The following is a 16,051-nucleotide window of genomic DNA, read 5'->3' on the forward strand; positions in this document are numbered from 1 at the left end:
CGCCCTCTCAATCTGGCGCAATGACCACGCGATAACCGGGGCCTTGGCAGGGGAGAATTCCGCCATGACCACCAACCCCCCACGTCACACCGGTCTCGGCCTGGCCGCCGGTGTGCTCACCGGCATACTCGCCCTCTACATCACCCTGGTCGCCCTCGGGAACATCACCGACTTCGGGACGAACCAGCAGTTCGTCCGGCATGTGCTGGCGATGGACACGACGTTCGGGGACGACGACCTCATGTGGCGGGCCGTCACCAGCACCGGCCTCCAGGACACCGCGTACGTCCTCATCATCGTGTGGGAGACGGTGGCGGCCCTGGTGCTGATCTGGGGGACCTGGCTCTGGGCACGGCGCGGGGACGACGACCTCGCCCGCCGCGTCTCCACCTACGGGCTGCTGATGCTGGTGCTGCTGTTCGGCGCCGGGTTCATCGCGATCGGCGGTGAGTGGTTCGCGATGTGGCAGTCCAAGACGTGGAACGGACTGGATGCCGCCACCCGGGTGTTCCTGCTGAGCGGGGTCGCACTGATCGTCAACCAGCTGCCCGCCCGCCGGGAAGCCACTACTTGACGACCGAGACCCTGGTGCCCTGATCGCCGAAGGACCACAGCGCGGCTCCGTCGGCCTTGTGCGTACGGATGCCGCCCAGCTTCTTGCCGTCCGCCGGGGGCGGCGAGGAGCCGTCCAGGGCGTTGGAGAAGGCTATGTTCACGCCCTGCACCTTGGTGAAGTACATGACGTGCTCGATCTCCACGCCGTCCGAGCCCTTGCCTGGCTCCCCGCGCAGGGTGATCGAGTAGCGGCCGGGCTGCGGGCTCACCGTGCCCGGCCACACCGTGAACGTCCGGGTCGCCTTGCCGGTCGCGTCGACCAGCCACACCCGCTTCTCGCCGAGCGAGTACACGATCCGGCGGCCCTCGCCCGACGCGTCCGGCAGCGCTGGCGGGGCCGGGGAGTGCGGCGCGGCGGAGCCGTGGGCGCTCGCCGACGCCGACGGGCTCGGCTTGGCCACGGCGGCCACGGGACGCGGCCCGTGGTCCGCCTGTACGGCGAGGGCGACGACGGCCGCGGTCGCGCCTGCCGTCAGGCCGGTGACCCAGGCCCAGGAGGGCAGTCGGGCAGCCACGGGTACGCATCTCCTCCGCTACGGGGCCCCGCCTCAGATCGGGGGTCGGATCATCGTACTCAGTCCAGGACGGGCAGCAGCTCGGGCAGGTGGCCGTCGGAGGCCTCGGCCGCCCGCTGCCGCTCCTTGGGCACCTCGCCGTAGAGCGTGGTGCGCGGTTTCGCGGGGCGACCGGCCGCCTCCGCCACGGCGACCAGGTCGCGGACCGACTTGTACGAGCCGTAGGAGGAGCCCGCCATGCGGGAGATCGTCTCCTCCATCAGGGTTCCGCCCAGGTCGTTCGCTCCCGAGCGGAGCATCTCCGCCGCACCCTCCATGCCCAGTTTCACCCAGCTTGTCTGGATGTTCGGGATCCAGGGGTGGAGAAGGAGACGGGCCATCGCCGTCACCGCGCGGTTGTCGCGGGTGGACGGACCGGGGCGGGCGATGCCCGCGAGGTACACCGGTGCGTTCGTGTGGATGAAGGGGAGGGTGACGAACTCCGTGAAGCCGCCCGTCTCCCGCTGGAGCCGCGCCAGCGTGCGCAGGTGGCCCAGCCAGTGGCGGGGCTGGTCGACGTGGCCGTACATCATCGTGGAGGAGGAACGGATGCCCAGCTCGTGGGCCGTCCGCACCACCTCGATCCAGGTGGCCGTCGGCAGCTTGCCCTTGGTCAGCACCCAGCGGACCTCGTCGTCCAGGATCTCCGCCGCCGTGCCGGGGATGGTGTCCAGGCCGGACTCCTTGGCGGCGGAAAGCCACTCGCGGATCGACATGCCCGTCCGGGTCGCGCCGTTCACCACCTCCATCGGGGAGAAGGCGTGCACGTGCATGCCGGGGACGCGGGACTTCACCGCCTTCGCGATGCCGAAGTACGCCGTGCCCGGCAGGTCCGGGTGGATGCCGCCCTGCATGCACACCTCCACCGCGCCCACGTCCCAGGCCTGCTGGGCGCGGTCGGCGACCTGCTCCAGCGACAGGGTGTACGCGTCGGCGTCCGTGCGGCGCTGGGCGAAGGCGCAGAAGCGGCAGCCGGTGTAGCAGACGTTGGTGAAGTTGATGTTGCGGGTGACGATGTACGTCACGTCGTCGCCGACGGCCGACCTGCGCACGTCGTCGGCCACCCGGCACAACGCGTCCAGCGCCGGGCCGTCCGCGTGCAGCAGCGCCAGGGCCTCGGCGTCGGTCAGCTTCGTCGGGTCGTCGGCCGCCGTCGCCAGCGCCTGGCGAACGTCCGTGTCGATGCGCTCCGGCGTCATGCCGGGGGCGGCCGCCTCGCGCAGCGCCTCCCAGTCGCCGTACACCTCGTCGAAGTCGTCGCGCCGGTCGGCGCCGCGGCCCTCGGTGTCGATCGTGCGGTGCAGGTCCGTGCGGCCGGTCGGGACGAAGGCCTCCTCCGGCTCCTGCCACGGGTGTCCCTCGACGGTCGCGTCCGGGAGGGCCAGGCCCGTCTCCGGGTCGGCCAGCGCGCTCACGTGCGGGCGCAGCCGCGGGTCCAGCCAGGGCTCGCCGCGGCGCACGAACTCCGGGTAGACGCAGAGGCGTTCGCGGAGTTCGAAACCGGCCGCCCGGGAGCGTTCGGTGAGTTCCTCGATCTGCGGCCAGGGGCGTTCGGGGTTGACGTGGTCGATGGTCAGGGGCGACACCCCGCCCCAGTCGTCGATGCCCGCGCCGATCAGCCGCTCGTACTCGGAGTCGACCAGGTTCGGCGGGGCCTGGAGGCAGGCGGACGGGCCCATGATGTGGCGGGCGACGGCCACCGTGGCCACCAGGTCGTCCAGTTCGGCGTCCGGCATGCCGCGCATCGCCGTGTCCGGCTTGGCGCGGAAGTTCTGGATGATCAGCTCCTGGATGCCGTGGTAGGCCCGGGAGACCTTGCGCAGCGCGAAGAGGGACTCGGCGCGCTCCTCGTACGTCTCCCCGATGCCGATGAGCAGGCCGGAGGTGAAGGGCACGGAGGAGCGGCCGGCGTCCTCCAGGACGCGCAGCCGTACGGCGGGCTCCTTGTCCGGGGAGCCGTGGTGGGGGCCGCCGGGCTCGGACCACAGCCGGGTCGCGGTCGTCTCCAGCATCATGCCCATGGAGGGGGCGACCGGCTTGAGGCGCTGGAAGTCCGTCCAGGTCATCACGCCGGGGTTGAGGTGGGGCAGCAGGCCCGTCTCCTCCAGGATGCGGATGGAGACGGCGCGCACGTAGGCGATGGTGTCGTCGTACCCGTGCGCGTCGAGCCACTCGCGCGCCTCGGGCCAGCGGTCCTCCGGCTTGTCGCCGAGGGTGATCAGGGCTTCCTTGCAGCCGAGGGCGGCGCCCTTGCGGGCGATGTCCAGCACCTCGTCCGGGGACATGAACATCCCGTGGCCGGCCCGGCGCAGCTTGCCGGGGACGGTGACGAAGGTGCAGTAGTGGCACTTGTCCCGGCACAGCCGGGTGAGGGGGATGAAGACGCTCTTCGAGTACGTGATGACGCCGGGACGGCCCGCCTGTTCGAGACCCGCGTCGCGCACCCGGGCGGCGGACGCGGCGAGGTCGGTCAGGGCCTCGCCGCGGGCCTGGAGCAGCACCGCCGCCTCGGAGACGTCGAGGGCGACGCCGTCCCGGGCGCGTTTGAGGGCGCGACGCATGGAGTTCTCGGTCGGTCCGGTTCCGGAGGTCGCGGAAGTCGTCATCCTTTGAGCATACGTTCGGGATGATTCCGGAAGACGGCTCCCACCCGGCCTACAGGTGGCTCCCGTACTCGTCCAGCACCCGCAGCACCTCCGCCTCCCCCGCCGGCGGCAATTGCAGTACGACCTCCTCGATGCCCAGGTCCGCGTAATGGGCCAGCTTGCCCGGAGTGGGCTGGACCGCGTACGGGACGACCTGGAGGGTGGCCGGGTCACGGCCCGCGTCCGCCCAGACCGAACGCAGCACCGGCAGGGACCCGGTGAGGCCCCGGCCGCCGATCGGCAGCCAGCCGTCGGCGTACTCGGCGATGTGCGCGAACAGTTTCGGCCCGGCCGCCCCGCCGACGAGCGTGCGCGGCCCGACGACCCGGCCGCGCGGCTTGCCGACCGGCTTGGGGTGGGCGTGACTGGCCCGTACGGCGGCGAACTCACCGTCGTAGGACGTCGGTTCCTCGGACCACAGCGCCTGCATCAGCCGCACCCGGTCCCGGACCAGTTCCCGGCGGGTGCGCCAGTCCACGCCGTGGTCGGCGGCCTCCTCGACGTTCCAGCCGTAGCCGAGACCGAGGGTGAAGCGGCCGCCGGACAGGTGGTCCAGGGTGGCGATCTGCTTGGCCAGGGCGATGGGGTCGTGCTGGGCGAGGAGGGTGATGCCGGTGCCGAGGCCGAGGCGCTCGGTGACGGCCGCAGCCTGGCCGAGGGCGACGAAGGGGTCGAGGGTGCGGGTGTACTCGCGGGGCAGGTCGCCGCCCGCGGGGTACGGCGTCGTGCGCTCCACGGGGATGTGGGTGTGTTCGGGGAGGTAGAGGCCGGCGTACCCGCGGTGTTCCAGTTCGCGGGCGAGCCGTACCGGCGCGATGGTCTCGTCGGTCAGGAAGATGGTGACGGCGATGCGCATGGCCCATCTGTACCCGGCCGGGCCTCCACTGTCCATACCGACTGGTCGGCACCGTCCGGGCCGGCGGCCGTGAAGCCGCGTGCACGACAGCCGTCGGACGTCACTCGCCCTGTCGTTCACGAGCGTTAACGCGCGGACGCGAGAGTGACCGCCATGGCTGAAGACACGCACGGTCACACTCATGGCATCGGCAAACGCGCCCTGTTCGTGACGGGCGCCGCGGCTGCCCTTACGTTGGGAAGCGTGAGCTTCGCAGCGGCGGACGGTCAGCAGCAGGAAACCCGGTCGGTTCGCGGCACCCTGCCGCCCGGCTCCCCCGACTTCGTGTACGTGCCGGTCGAAGTCCCCGCCGGCGTACGGGAGATCAAGGTCTCCTACACCTACGACAGGCCCTCGGTCCCGGCCGGCACCCAGGGCAACGCCCTCGACATCGGCCTCTTCGACGAGCGCGGCACCGAGCTGGGCGGCCGGGGCTTCAGAGGCTGGTCGGGCGGCGCCCGCACGGAGTTCTTCGTCCGCGCCGACGACGCCACGCCCGGCTACATCCCCGGCCCGGTGCGCGAGGGCACCTGGTACGTGGCGCTCGGCCCCTACACGGTGGCGCCCCAGGGGCTGAGCTACGAGCTGACGATCACGCTGACCTACGGCGAGGCGGGCGAGACCCCGCGGCCGGTGTACCCGCCGTCCCGGGCGGGGGGCCGGGGCCGGGCCTGGTACCGGGGCGACTGCCATCTGCACTCCTGGTACTCCGACGGCCGCCGCACCCCGGCCGAGATCGCGGCCCTCGCGCGGGCCGCGGGCCTGGACTTCATCAACTCCTCGGACCACAACACCCACTCCGCGCACCCCCATTGGGCGGACCAGGCCGGCGACGACCTGCTGGTCATGCTCGGCGAGGAGGTCACCACCCGCAACGGCCACGTGCTGGCGCTCGGCACCGATCCCGGCACGTTCGTCGACTGGCGCTACCGGGCCCGGGACAACCGCTGGGCCCGCTTCGCGCGGGACATCCGCCGCGCCGGCGGCCTGGTCGTCCCCGCCCACCCGCACGCCACCTGCGTCGGCTGCGGCTGGAAGTTCGGCTTCGGCGAGGCGGACGCCGTGGAGGTGTGGAACGGCCCCTACACCCCGGACGACGAGGTGACGCTGGCCGATTGGGACAACCAGCTGGTCGCCTCCGTGCGGCAGGGGCGGCCCTGGCTCCCGGCCATGGGCAACAGCGACGCCCACCGCGATCCGGACACGGTCGGCATGCCCCAGACGGTCGTCCTCGCCGACGACCTGACCCGGGAGGCGATCCAGGAAGGCATCCGCGCGGGACGCAGTTACGTGGCCGAGTCGAAGAACGTGACCCTCGCCTTCACGGTGACGGGCGGACGCGGACAGCAGGCGGGCATCGGCGAGCGGCTGTCCGTGGCCGCCGACACCCCCGTGACCGTCCGGCTGGAGGTCTCGGGCGCCCCGCGCTGCTCGATCCGTTTCGTCACCGACCAGGGTGTGCTGTTCACCGGCGATCCGCTGCCGGTGTCCGGCTCGGGCACGGCCGAGTGGCGTACGACGCCCGCCTACGCCGCGTACGTACGCGCCGAGTTGCGGCACGAGACGGCGGCCGGGCCGGTGCCGGGCGCGCTGGCCGCCTTCACCAACCCGATCTTCCTCGGGGCTATCTGATCTGCTCGGCCGCCCACTCGGCCCACTCGCGCCGCATCGCGTTGAAGCGCAGACCGTACTCCAGCGCGATGCGGCCGTGGACCGAGAGGTTGCCCTCGTCCCAGTCGATGGAGTCGGCGAGCTGCCGCAGCCGGTCGTATCCGGCCTGGGACATGGCGGTCAGGTCGGTCAGGTAGGCGCGGGCCTGCTCGGGGCTGAGCACGCCGAGGAAGAAGACGCGCAGCAGGATGTCGCTGCGGATGACCCGCTGGGGAGGCACCTCGGTCAGCCAGTGGCGCAGCTCCGCCATGCCCGCGTCGGTGATCTCGTACTCCTTGCGGCCGCGCGGGCCCTCGGCGGCGACCGTGATCAGCCCGGAGCCCGCCAGCTTGGTCAGCTCGGTGTAGATCTGGCTCTGGGTCGCGGGCCAGACGTTGGCCAGCGAGGTCTCGAACGTCTTCAGCAGGTCGTACCCACTGGCGCGACGGTCCGACAGCAGGCCGAGGAGGGCGTGTCTGAGACTCATGCCCCCATCCTACATTCCACTGTTGACATGTCGAGACCGGACCTTCTACTTTTGACATGTCGAGACCAGGACACACACTCACCGGGGGAGCCCATGTCGTACCTGCGCACGTTCTTGCCGTGGATTGTCTTCGCCGTCATCCCCTCCGGGGACTGGCAGTGGGGCGCCCTGGCCGCCCTGGTGGGGGCCGTGGGGATCATCGCCCAGGAGAAGCGCTCCGGCGCCGGTTTCGACGCCCTCGTCATCGAGGTCGGCTCGGCGGTCTTCTTCGCGATCCTCGCGGCCATCGCCTTCGCCGACCCGCACTCGGGCGTGCACGACTACTCCGCCGTCCTCTCCTCCGGCACCCTCGCCGTCATCGCCGGCCTCTCGCTGGCCGTCGGCCGGCCCTTCACCCTGGGCATCGCCAAGCGCACCACCCCGCGCGAGCTCTGGGGCCTGAAGCCCTTCATCCGGGTCAACGTCGTCATCACGTCCGTGTGGACCGCCGCCTTCGCCCTGACCGCCGTCGTCCTCGCGGTGCTGGCCCACGCCGGCAGCGCCCACTCGACGCCCGCGACCGTCGTCCAGATCGCCGGCTTCGTCGTCCCGATGCTCTTCACCGTCCGCTATGTCGCCCACGTCCAGGCGAAGGCCCAGGCCGCCGGGCAGGTGGCCCGGTGACCGCCGCCCCGAAGCACCTGTCCGGCAACTACGCCCCGGTCAGCGAGGAACTCACCGCGCACGACCTGCCGGTGACCGGCACGATCCCGCCCGAGCTGACCGGCTGGTACCTGCGCAACGGCCCGAACCCGGCCGACGCCGCCTCCGGGCACTGGTTCTTCGGCGACGGCATGGTCCACGGCGTGCGCCTGGAGGGCGGGCGGGCCGTCTCCTACCGCAACCGCTGGGTCCGCACGAGCCAACTGTCCGACGGGGCACGGCCGTACGACGACCGGGGCCGCCGCGACCTCACTGCGGGACCGGCCAACACCCACGTCGTCCGGCACGCGGGCCGCACCCTCGCCCTGGTCGAGACCGCCCTGCCCCACGAGCTGACCCGCGACCTGGACACCAAGGGGCCGTACGACTTCGACGGCCGCCTCACCACCGCGATGACGGCCCACCCGAAGACCTGCCCGGCCACCGGCGAACTGCACTTCTTCGGCTACGGCATGCTGGAGCCCACCCGCCTGACCTACCACCGGGCCGACGCCACGGGCGAGCTGGCGCTCAGCCGGCCGGTCGAGGTGCCGGGGCCGACCATGCCGCACGACTTCGCGCTCACCGCCGGGCGCGTCGTCTTCATGGACCTGCCGGTCGTCTTCGACGTCGAACTCGCCCTGGCCGGCGGCACGATGCCGTACAGGTGGGACGACGGGTACGGCGCCCGGCTCGGCGTGCTGCGCCGCGACGACCCCCGCGGCGAGGTCCGCTGGTTCGCCGTCGATCCCTGCTACGTCTTCCACATCCTCAACGCCCATGACGCGCCGGACGGCACCATCGTGCTGCACGTGATGCGCTACCCGGAGCTGTGGCGGCGCGACGCGCACGGCCGGACCCGGGAGCAGCGGGCGGTGCTGTGGAAGTGGACCGTCGACACGGTCGCCGGGACGGTCCGCGAGGAGCAGATCGACGACCGGACCGGCGAGTTCCCGCGCGTCGACGACCGGCTCACCGGACTCGCCGCCGGACACGGCCACATGACGAGCGGCACCCGCCTGGTCCGCTACGACCTGTCCTCCGGGGCCGTCACCGCCCACGACTTCGGGCCCGGCCGCACCCCCGGCGAGGCGGCCTTCGCCCCTGCCGACGGCACGCCCGGCGGCCCGGGCTGGCTCATGACGTACGTCTACGACGCCGCCACCGACCGCAGCGACCTGGCCGTCCTGGACGCCGACGACCTCACCGCACCCCCGGTCGCCGTGATCCACCTTCCGGCCCGGGTGCCGTTCGGCTTCCACGGCAACTGGCTGGCGGACGGGGACGGCTAGGCGGGCTCGGGCGCGGCCGAGTGGCGTACGGCGCCTTCCTGCGCGGCGTCTGTGCGCGCGCCGAGTCGCGGCACGAGACGGCGGCCGGTCAGCTCCGTGCGGTCCTCGTCAGCCGGCGCAGTTCGATGACCGTCGCGACGGCACGCAGCCAGCGGGCGGCGGTGTCGTCGGCGGCGACACCGGCCGCGAGTTCGGTGCCGGCGGTCAGCCAGTCGCGTACGACAGCCGCCGCCTCCGGGCGCGGCAGCGGCTCGGCGAGCCCGGCGGCGAAGGCGAGGCCACCGGCCCGGACGGTGTCGGCGAGGAAGGCCACCGAGCGCGGCTGGGTGCCGAGGCGGTCGAGCAGCACGGCCGCGCCCACGACGCCGTCGCCGAACAGGGCGGTGCGCCGGGGGCCGGGCGGTGCTGTGAGGCCGTAGCGGAGCAGGACGGGGATGTCGAGCCGGGCCAGCTCGTCGTCGGTGCGGTCCGGGGGACGCGGGGCGGGGTTCGATACGGGGTTCATGTTTCCGGTGTCGGTGGAGTCGGCCGGCTCAGCGGACGGTGACGGTGTAGGTGACGCGCTTCGGCGCGGACTGCCGGTACGGCGCGGTCGACGCCGGGGCCGGGGTGCCGCCGCCGTCCTCGTCGCAGGTGGTGGCGAACGTGCAGTGGGTCAGCACGATCCGGGTGCTGCCCTTGCCGGTGGCCTCGAAGGTGAAGGTGAGGCTGCTGCCCGCGCCGGCCAGGTGCTTGTCACCGGAGTCCGAGGCGCTGTGGTGCCCGCGCTCGCGGACCACACGGGCGTCGGGCCCGGGGCCGGACAGGTACCAGTGCTCACGGGTGGAGGCGTTCTGGTGGACGGTGAGCGTGAAGCGTTCCCCGACCTTCGCGGTGATGCGGGGTTCGTCGGTGGGGTGGGCGACGGGGGCGGGCTCGTCGGTGCCCGACCCGCAGCCCGCGACGAGCGTCAGCAGCGCGACCGCCGCGACGACGCCGCCCGCCGCCCCGCCCCGGCGCCCCGGGCCCGGCCTACTTCGCCGTCGGGAGGTACACGCTGTACGCGTCGTTGAGTCCACTGTCCGCTGCCTTGCCCATGTGTCCGTTGATGAAGTCGTTCTCGCTGACCCAGGTCGTCGAGCCCCAGGGGTTGTAGATCTGCAGCTTGTCGCCCTCCTGGCCGATGATGGTCATCGCGTGGGCGCCGTCCTTGCCCTGGACGTCGACGGGGACCGGGCGGCCGTCCGCGACCGCCTTCTCGACATCGGTCAGCACCGCCCTGCGGTCGGCGGCGCCGTCCAGGTCGTGGCGCTGGTAGTCGTCGCCGGTGGCGGCGCCGATGGTGGTGTCGGCGATGTGCTCCTGCCCGTCGGGGCCCATGCCCTCCCAGTGGTCACCGCCGTCGCCCTCCGTGTGCAGCCGGTGCTGCTCGGCCACCAGGCGCCGCTTGAAGGCTTCGGGGTCGTCCTCCTGTCCGCTGCGGCCGCCGGTGAGGTCGAGGGCGTAGAGGGGGTCCACCATGGCGCGGGCGGTGACGGTGGACGAGGCCACGCAGGTGCCCTCCGAGCCGTCGCCGCCCTGGATCCAGCGCTGCCCGTCGAAGGTGACGTAGTCCTTGTTGTTGTTGGAGCCGTCGGGGGCCAGGCCCTCGTCGTCCATGCTGTCCACCTCGGTGACGACCGGCGTGAGATGCCTGCGCAGCCACTCGGGGTCGTGCCCGTGGATCTTGCCCTGGAACTGCTCGATCTCCGCCACACTGTGCCCGGCGGCCAGGGCCTTCATCAGATAGGCCCGCTCCTGCGGGCTGTCCGACCCGGCCAGCATCCGGTCCATGGCGGCCTGGTCGGCGGCGCTCAGCCGGTCCATGCGCCGGCCGGCGCGCTCCAGGTCGTGCGCGCTGAGGATCTCGTTCAGCACGGGGTCGCCGTCGACGGCGCTGGTCTCGGCCAGCATCAGCTTGTCGACGGCGGTCAGGTTGCCCGTGCCGAGCTTGCGCAGGCGCGCCTCGGAGACCCACTTGTTCAGGTCCCTGGCGACGGCGTGGGCGGCGTCGTCGGCGGCGATCGCGGCCTTGTGCATGTCGCCGACGCCGAGGGAGGCGAGGGAACGGGCGTTCAGCCGGACGGCCTCCTCGTCGTCGTCCTCGTAGAGGTCGTCGAACCAGCCGTCCTTGCCGCCGAGCATCCGGAGTGCCTCGTGCAGCGTCTCCCGCCCGTCGCCGTCCTGGCTCTTGGCGTCCTTCAGGGCGTCGGCGAACGTGAGCAGCGCCTGTCCGCCGCCGTAGAAGGCCCGGCCCACCGCCCCGGCGGCCCGCCCGGCGGCGGCCACCGCGTCCGAGGCGAGGACACTCGTGTTCCCGGCCCAGACGTCCGGCAGGCCCTTCTTGGCCACCCTGTCGATGCGCTTGTAGAGGTCCTCGAGGTCCTGCTTCTGGTACAGCTTGCCCAGGAACTCCAGCGTCGCCGTGTCGCCGACCGGGGCGGAGACGGCGAGCGCGTCGTTGATGGCGTCGATCAGGTCGTTCTTGCTGCCGGCCGTGGAAATGTCGTGGCACAGGTCGCCGAGCCGCTTGCGGCGCTCGCCCGTGGTCCCCGTCATCGCGCGCCGCTCCCTCAGTAGTCGGCCAGCGCCGACGGGCGGGTGCCGTGGGCGGGCATGGTGGAGACGTAGCCGTCACCGGCCGGGGCGGGCAGGGTGCCGAGGGAGTTGTCGCCGACCCGCACGCCGCGGACGCTGGTGTCGACCAGGCCGTCGCTGCCGGCGTACGCCCCCTTCGACAGCCGTACCTTGTCGGCCAGTTCGTGCAGCGCCGATTCCAGGGCCTTGACCTCCGCCTCCCAGGCGGCGGCGTACGCGTTGAACGCCGCGGCGGCGTCGGGGCCGCCGAGCGCGTCGTCCATGTAGCACATGCCGGGCTGGATGGCCTCGCGGATCTTGCCCGCGTCGTCGCCCGCGGCGTCCAGATCCTTCGCCTGTCCGGACATCCCGGACTTGACCGTGTAGCCGTCCGAAGACGCGCCCATCAAGCTCCCCCGTTGAAATGATCACAACTGCGCGGGAGGCTAACACGCGACAGCCGGCGGAGCGTTGGGGGATTCACACACCCCGCACCGAGCCGACACACCATCCCCGCCACGACACCGTGCCCTCGGACCAGGAGAGCGACCCGTATGCCGGCCCCCGCAGACCGCAAGCACCGCGTGGTGACCGCCTTCCAGCGGCACATCGCCAACCCGCTCAACCGGAGGCTGCCGTTCCAGACCCTCCTGGAGACGACGGGCCGCAGTTCCGGCCTGCCCCGGCAGACGCCGGTGGGCGGCCGCAAGGTCGGCGACTCCTTCTGGCTGGTCTCCGAGTTCGGCTACAAGTCCCAGTACGTCCGCAACATCCAGGCCGACCCGAGCGTCCGCGTCCGCCTCGCCGGCCGCTGGCACCACGGCACCGCCCACCTCCTCCCCGACGACGACCCGGTGGCCCGCCTGCGCGCCCTGCCCCGCTTCAACAGCGCGGCGGTCCGGGCGTTCGGCACGGACCTGCTGACGGTCCGGGTGGACCTGGCGGACTGAGGGGACGCCCCGGCGAACGTCACACCGCCTGACATGACCGAGTGCGTGATGGCAGCATGACGGTCAATATGCCGATGAGCCTGCCCGACGACATCGCCGCGTTCATCAAGGCCAAGGGCAATGCTTCCGCCTACACAGCACGGATACTGCGCCGCCAGATGCTCGCCGAAGAGCTGGAGAAGTCGGCGCGGGTCCGGGCCGAGGCCGGGATCACGGTGACGGCCATGGAGCCCGGCGAGAGCGAAGAGGCCACGTTGGAGTGATGGGGGCGGGTGGCGGGCCGGTGAAGCGCGGTCACCTCTATGAGCTCACGTTCACCGGCGGCGCCGCGCACGTCCTGGTGATCTCGTCCGACGCGTTGAACGCGCAGAACCAGTGCGCCACCTGTGCACTGGTCTACCCCCAGCACGTACGCGAGGCCACGCTCGTCGACATCCCCGTCGCCTGACCCTCGGCCCGCACGATCGCCCTCGGCGAGTTCCGCACGCTGTCCGAGCCGCGGCGCCCCCTCACCCCGGCCACACGATCGCCTGCACCTCGCTGTACGCGTGCAGGGCGTACACGCCCACGTCCCGCCCCACCCCGCTCCTCTTGAACCCCCCGAACGGCGCCTCCATGTTGCGGCCGACGGTGTTCACCCCCACGCCGCCCGCCCGCAGCTGCCGGGCCACCCGGAAGGCCCGGGCCACGTCGCCGGACCAGACGTAGTCGACGAGCCCGTACTCGGAGTCGTTGGCGAGGGCTATCCCCTCCTCCTCGCCGTCGAACGGGACGACCACCACGACCGGCCCGAAGATCTCCTCCCGGGCCACCCGCATGTCGTTGGCGCAGTCGGCGAGAAGGGTGGGCGAGACGTAGAAACCGCGCTCCAGTGACGGCCGTTCGCCGCCCGCGATCACCGACGCGCCCTCCTTCCGGCCGAGTTCGACGTACGACTCGACCCGCGCCCGGTGCTCCGCCGAGATCACCGGCCCGACGACCGTGTCCGCCTCCCGCGGGTCCCCGACCTTCAACCTCCGGGCATGAGCGGCAAGTTGCTCCACCAGCCGCTCGTACACCCCCCGCTGGGCCAGCACCCGGGTCGGTGCCGTACAGATCTGCCCGCTGTAGAAGGAGAAGGTCGTACCGATACCGGCGACGGCGGAGCCCATGTCCGCGTCGTCGAACACGACCGCCGCGCCCTTCCCGCCCAGCTCCATGAGCTGGCGTTTCATCTCCCGCCCGCACACCTCGCCGATCCGCCGGCCGACGGCCGTGGAGCCGGTGAAACTGACCATGTCGACGTCGGGGGACGCGACCGCGGCCTCACCCACGTCCGTGGCACGCCCGGAGACGACGTTCACCACCCCCGGCGGCGCCCCGGCCGCCTCCAGGGCCTCGGCCATCCGGTAGACGGACAGCGGATCCTGCGGGGCCGGCTTCACGACCACCGTGTTGCCCATGGCCAGCGCCGGCGCGACCTTGCCGGCCGCATTGGCCCACGGGTTGTTGTAGGAGGTGATGCAGGTGACGACCCCGACGGGCTGCCGCAGAGCCAGCGCGCCCATCACCGCGGCCCGCCCCATCGGCCCGGCCTCGTTGATCTGCGGCGCGATCGCCCACTCGGCGGGCTCCACGCTCGCGTACCGCCGGAACCGGGCGGCGGCCACCCCGACCTGCATCGCCCGGGCGGTCCCCGTGGTCGCGCCGGTCTCCGCGCGGGCCAGCTCCGTGTACGGCCCCATCCGGTCGCGGATGATGCCGGCCGCCCGGCCCAGCACCGCCGCCCGCTCCTCAGGCCGCGTCCGCGACCACGCCCCGAACGCCTCCCGGGCCGCCGCGCAGGCCGCCCGCACCTGCTCCGGCGAGGCCTCCGGCGCCCAGCCGACGGTCTCCTCGGTGGCCGGGTCGGTCACCGGGTAGTGCCCGCCGTCCGGCTCCACCCACTCCCCGCCGACGAACAGCCGCTGTCCCTTCACCGGGTACTCACCGTCCGCGTGTCGGTGCCGGACCGCAGCACCTTCCCCGGTACGGCCCCGGTCACCACGTCGTCCCGGATCGCCTCGACCCCGTTGACCCACACGGCCCGCACCCCGATCGCCCGGGAGTCAAGGCGCGGACTGTCACCCGGCAGGTCGTGCACCAGCCGGGCCTGACCGGCGTCGATGCGCTCCGGGTCGAAGAGGACGAGATCCGCATGCCAGCCCTCCCGCACCCGGCCCCGCTCCCGCAGCCCGAAGAGCCGGGCCGGGTCGTCGGTCAGCATCTTCACCGCCTGCTCCAGCCCGACCAGCCGGCGGCCGCGCAGACAGTCCCCGAGGAACCGGGTGGTGTACGGCGCCCCGCACATCCGGTCCAGGTGCGCGCCCGCGTCGGAGCCGCCGAGCAGCACGTCCTCGTGCTGCCAGGTCTCGGCGCGCAGCGCCCAGGACGCCGGGTCGTTGTCGGTCGGCATCGGCCACAGCACCGTCCGCAGCCGGTCGTCGGCGCAGATCTCCACCAGGCAGGTGAACGGGTCCTGCCCCCGCTCCTCGGCGATGTCTTGTACGACCCTTCCCGTGAGCCCCCGGTTGGCCTCGCTGTAGGTGTCCCCGATGACGTACCGCCCGAAGTTCGCCAGCCGCCGGAAGACGCCCGCCTCCTTCGACCGGGCCCGCCGCAGCATCTCCGCCCGGACGGCGGGGTCCCGGAGCCTGGCGATCCGCTCCGGCACCGGCAGCCCGAGGACCGGCCCCCAGCCCGGGATGAGGTTGAGGGCGCAGAACGTGCCCAGGGACATGTTCATCGGGGTGAGGATCGGCATGGTGAGGGCCACCACCCGCCCGCCCGCCTTCCGGGCCCGCTCGCTCGCGCTCAGCTGCCGCGGCACCCGCTCCGGAACGGCCGCGTCGACGGTGAGCACGTTCCAGTTGAGCGGCCGCCCGGCGACCGCGCTCATCTCCACGAGCAGATCGATCTCGTCGTCGCTGAACTGGTCCAGACAGCCGGCGACGATCGCCTCGATCTGCGTTCCCTCGTGCTCGCCGACGGCCTTCGACAGCGCCAGCAGCTCCGCCGGCCGCGCGTGCCGGGAGGCGACCGGCTGCCCGTCCCCGTCCGAGTGTGTGCCGGACTGCGTGGTGGACAGCCCCCAGGCCCCCGCGTCCATGGCCTCGTGCAGCAGCCGCAGCATCGCGGCGAGCTGCTCCCGGCTCGGCTGCCCCCCGACCGCCGCCGGGCCCATGACATGGCGCCGCACCGCGCAGTGCCCCACCATGAACCCCGCGTTGACGGCGATCCGCCCGTCGAGGGCGTCCAGGTACTCCCCGAAGGAATGCCAGCTCCAGGGCGCCCCCTCCTCCAGCGCCACCAGGGACATGCCCTCCACCTTGGACATCATCCGGCGCGTGTAGTCGGCGTCCTCGGGGCGAGCGGGGTTCAGGGGTGCGAGGGTGAAGCCGCAGTTGCCGGCGGCGACCGTCGTCACGCCGTGGTTGAGGGAGGGCGTGGCGTACGGGTCCCAGAAGAGCTGGGCGTCGTAGTGGGTGTGGGGGTCGACGAAGCCGGGGGCGAGGACCAGGCCGTGGGCGTCCTCGGTGGTGCGGGCGTCCTCGGTGATCTCTCCGACGGCGGCGATGCGACCGCCGCGTAGGCCGACGTCGGCCGTGAAGGCGGGGGCACCCGTCCCGTCGACGACGGACGCGCCCTTGACGAGATGGTCCAACATGC

17 protein-coding genes are annotated in these 16,051 nt (G+C 72.5%); 7 read left to right on the forward strand and 10 right to left on the reverse strand.

What is annotated here, in order from left to right; all coding sequences use genetic code 11:
* Nucleotides 1-64: 64 nt before the first annotated feature.
* A complete protein-coding gene (locus tag ACIBJF_RS16865) occupies nt 65-574 on the forward strand; it encodes a DUF2165 domain-containing protein (protein WP_399174452.1) in 510 nt (169 codons plus the stop codon).
* Here the strand turns inward: ACIBJF_RS16865 and ACIBJF_RS16870 are convergent.
* The 3 genes from ACIBJF_RS16870 to ACIBJF_RS16880 are packed head-to-tail and all read right to left on the reverse strand — an operon-like array spanning nt 567 to nt 4,670.
* Nucleotides 567-1,130, reverse strand: coding sequence for a hypothetical protein (locus ACIBJF_RS16870; protein WP_399174453.1), 564 nt, complete (start codon nt 1,128-1,130; stop codon nt 567-569). The two genes, ACIBJF_RS16865 and ACIBJF_RS16870, sit on opposite strands and share 8 nt — an antisense overlap.
* A gap of 59 nt (nt 1,131-1,189) precedes the next feature.
* Nucleotides 1,190-3,775: a bifunctional FO biosynthesis protein CofGH gene (locus ACIBJF_RS16875; protein ID WP_399174454.1), complete on the reverse strand. Its 2,586-nt coding sequence runs from the start codon at nt 3,773-3,775 to the stop codon at nt 1,190-1,192.
* Between the two features lie 49 nt (nt 3,776-3,824).
* Nucleotides 3,825-4,670, reverse strand: coding sequence for an LLM class F420-dependent oxidoreductase (locus ACIBJF_RS16880; protein WP_399174455.1), 846 nt, complete (start codon nt 4,668-4,670; stop codon nt 3,825-3,827).
* Nucleotides 4,671-4,823: 153 nt separating this feature from the next.
* On the opposite strand from ACIBJF_RS16880, the gene ACIBJF_RS16885 reads away from it, so the two are divergent.
* Nucleotides 4,824-6,341, forward strand: coding sequence for a CehA/McbA family metallohydrolase (locus tag ACIBJF_RS16885; RefSeq protein WP_399174456.1), 1,518 nt, complete (start codon nt 4,824-4,826; stop codon nt 6,339-6,341).
* Here the strand turns inward: ACIBJF_RS16885 and ACIBJF_RS16890 are convergent.
* On the reverse strand, nt 6,334-6,846 hold the full coding sequence (locus ACIBJF_RS16890) for a PadR family transcriptional regulator (RefSeq protein WP_399174457.1): 513 nt from the start codon (nt 6,844-6,846) through the stop codon (nt 6,334-6,336). The genes ACIBJF_RS16885 and ACIBJF_RS16890 overlap by 8 nt on opposite strands.
* A 93-nt stretch (nt 6,847-6,939) precedes the next feature.
* Between ACIBJF_RS16890 and ACIBJF_RS16895 the strand changes: the two genes are divergently transcribed.
* Nucleotides 6,940-7,509 carry a hypothetical protein gene (locus ACIBJF_RS16895; protein ID WP_399174458.1) on the forward strand — a complete coding sequence of 190 codons (570 nt, stop codon included), beginning with the start codon at nt 6,940-6,942 and terminating at the stop codon, nt 7,507-7,509.
* Nucleotides 7,506-8,819, forward strand: a complete 1,314-nt coding sequence (locus tag ACIBJF_RS16900; protein ID WP_399174459.1) for a carotenoid oxygenase family protein — start codon at nt 7,506-7,508, stop codon at nt 8,817-8,819. The genes ACIBJF_RS16895 and ACIBJF_RS16900 overlap by 4 nt, the downstream gene beginning before the upstream one ends.
* Nucleotides 8,820-8,907: 88 nt before the next feature.
* Here the strand turns inward: ACIBJF_RS16900 and ACIBJF_RS16905 are convergent, their stop codons facing one another.
* From ACIBJF_RS16905 to ACIBJF_RS16920, 4 genes are read right to left on the reverse strand one after another with little or no spacing between them, the layout of a single operon-like run.
* Complete coding sequence (locus ACIBJF_RS16905) at nt 8,908-9,324, reverse strand: hypothetical protein (protein WP_399174460.1); 417 nt, start codon at nt 9,322-9,324, stop codon at nt 8,908-8,910.
* 28 nt (nt 9,325-9,352) lie between these two features.
* Nucleotides 9,353-9,877: a protease inhibitor I42 family protein gene (locus tag ACIBJF_RS16910; RefSeq protein WP_399174461.1), complete on the reverse strand. Its 525-nt coding sequence runs from the start codon at nt 9,875-9,877 to the stop codon at nt 9,353-9,355.
* Nucleotides 9,831-11,396 carry a peptidoglycan-binding protein gene (locus ACIBJF_RS16915; RefSeq protein WP_399174462.1) on the reverse strand — a complete coding sequence of 522 codons (1,566 nt, stop codon included), beginning with the start codon at nt 11,394-11,396 and terminating at the stop codon, nt 9,831-9,833. Before ACIBJF_RS16915 ends, ACIBJF_RS16910 begins: the two co-directional genes overlap by 47 nt.
* Before the next feature lie 14 nt (nt 11,397-11,410).
* Nucleotides 11,411-11,821 (reverse strand): hypothetical protein, encoded by a 411-nt coding sequence (locus ACIBJF_RS16920; protein ID WP_399174463.1) that lies wholly within the window; start codon nt 11,819-11,821, stop codon nt 11,411-11,413.
* 147 nt (nt 11,822-11,968) lie between these two features.
* On the opposite strand from ACIBJF_RS16920, the gene ACIBJF_RS16925 reads away from it, so the two are divergent.
* The 3 genes from ACIBJF_RS16925 to ACIBJF_RS16935 are packed head-to-tail and all read left to right on the forward strand — an operon-like array spanning nt 11,969 to nt 12,812.
* The gene (locus ACIBJF_RS16925; RefSeq protein WP_399174464.1) at nt 11,969-12,364 is read left to right on the forward strand and encodes a nitroreductase/quinone reductase family protein; all 396 of its coding nucleotides are present in this window, start codon (nt 11,969-11,971) and stop codon (nt 12,362-12,364) included.
* Nucleotides 12,365-12,420: 56 nt separating this feature from the next.
* Entirely contained in the window at nt 12,421-12,627 is a 207-nt protein-coding gene (locus tag ACIBJF_RS16930) for a hypothetical protein (RefSeq protein ID WP_399174465.1), read from the forward strand.
* Nucleotides 12,627-12,812: a hypothetical protein gene (locus ACIBJF_RS16935; RefSeq protein ID WP_399174466.1), complete on the forward strand. Its 186-nt coding sequence runs from the start codon at nt 12,627-12,629 to the stop codon at nt 12,810-12,812. The genes ACIBJF_RS16930 and ACIBJF_RS16935 overlap by 1 nt, the downstream gene beginning before the upstream one ends.
* 61 nt (nt 12,813-12,873) lie before the next feature.
* Here the strand turns inward: ACIBJF_RS16935 and ACIBJF_RS16940 are convergent, their stop codons facing one another.
* Together ACIBJF_RS16940 and ACIBJF_RS16945 are read right to left on the reverse strand one after the other, a co-directional pair.
* Nucleotides 12,874-14,322, reverse strand: coding sequence for an aldehyde dehydrogenase family protein (locus ACIBJF_RS16940; RefSeq protein ID WP_399174467.1), 1,449 nt, complete (start codon nt 14,320-14,322; stop codon nt 12,874-12,876).
* Nucleotides 14,319-16,049 carry an amidohydrolase family protein gene (locus ACIBJF_RS16945; protein WP_399174469.1) on the reverse strand — a complete coding sequence of 577 codons (1,731 nt, stop codon included), beginning with the start codon at nt 16,047-16,049 and terminating at the stop codon, nt 14,319-14,321. The genes ACIBJF_RS16940 and ACIBJF_RS16945 overlap by 4 nt, the downstream gene beginning before the upstream one ends.
* Nucleotides 16,050-16,051: the final 2 nt, after the last annotated feature.

This window comes from Streptomyces sp. NPDC050743 (assembly GCF_044456925.1).
Classification (GTDB): domain Bacteria; phylum Actinomycetota; class Actinomycetes; order Streptomycetales; family Streptomycetaceae; genus Streptomyces.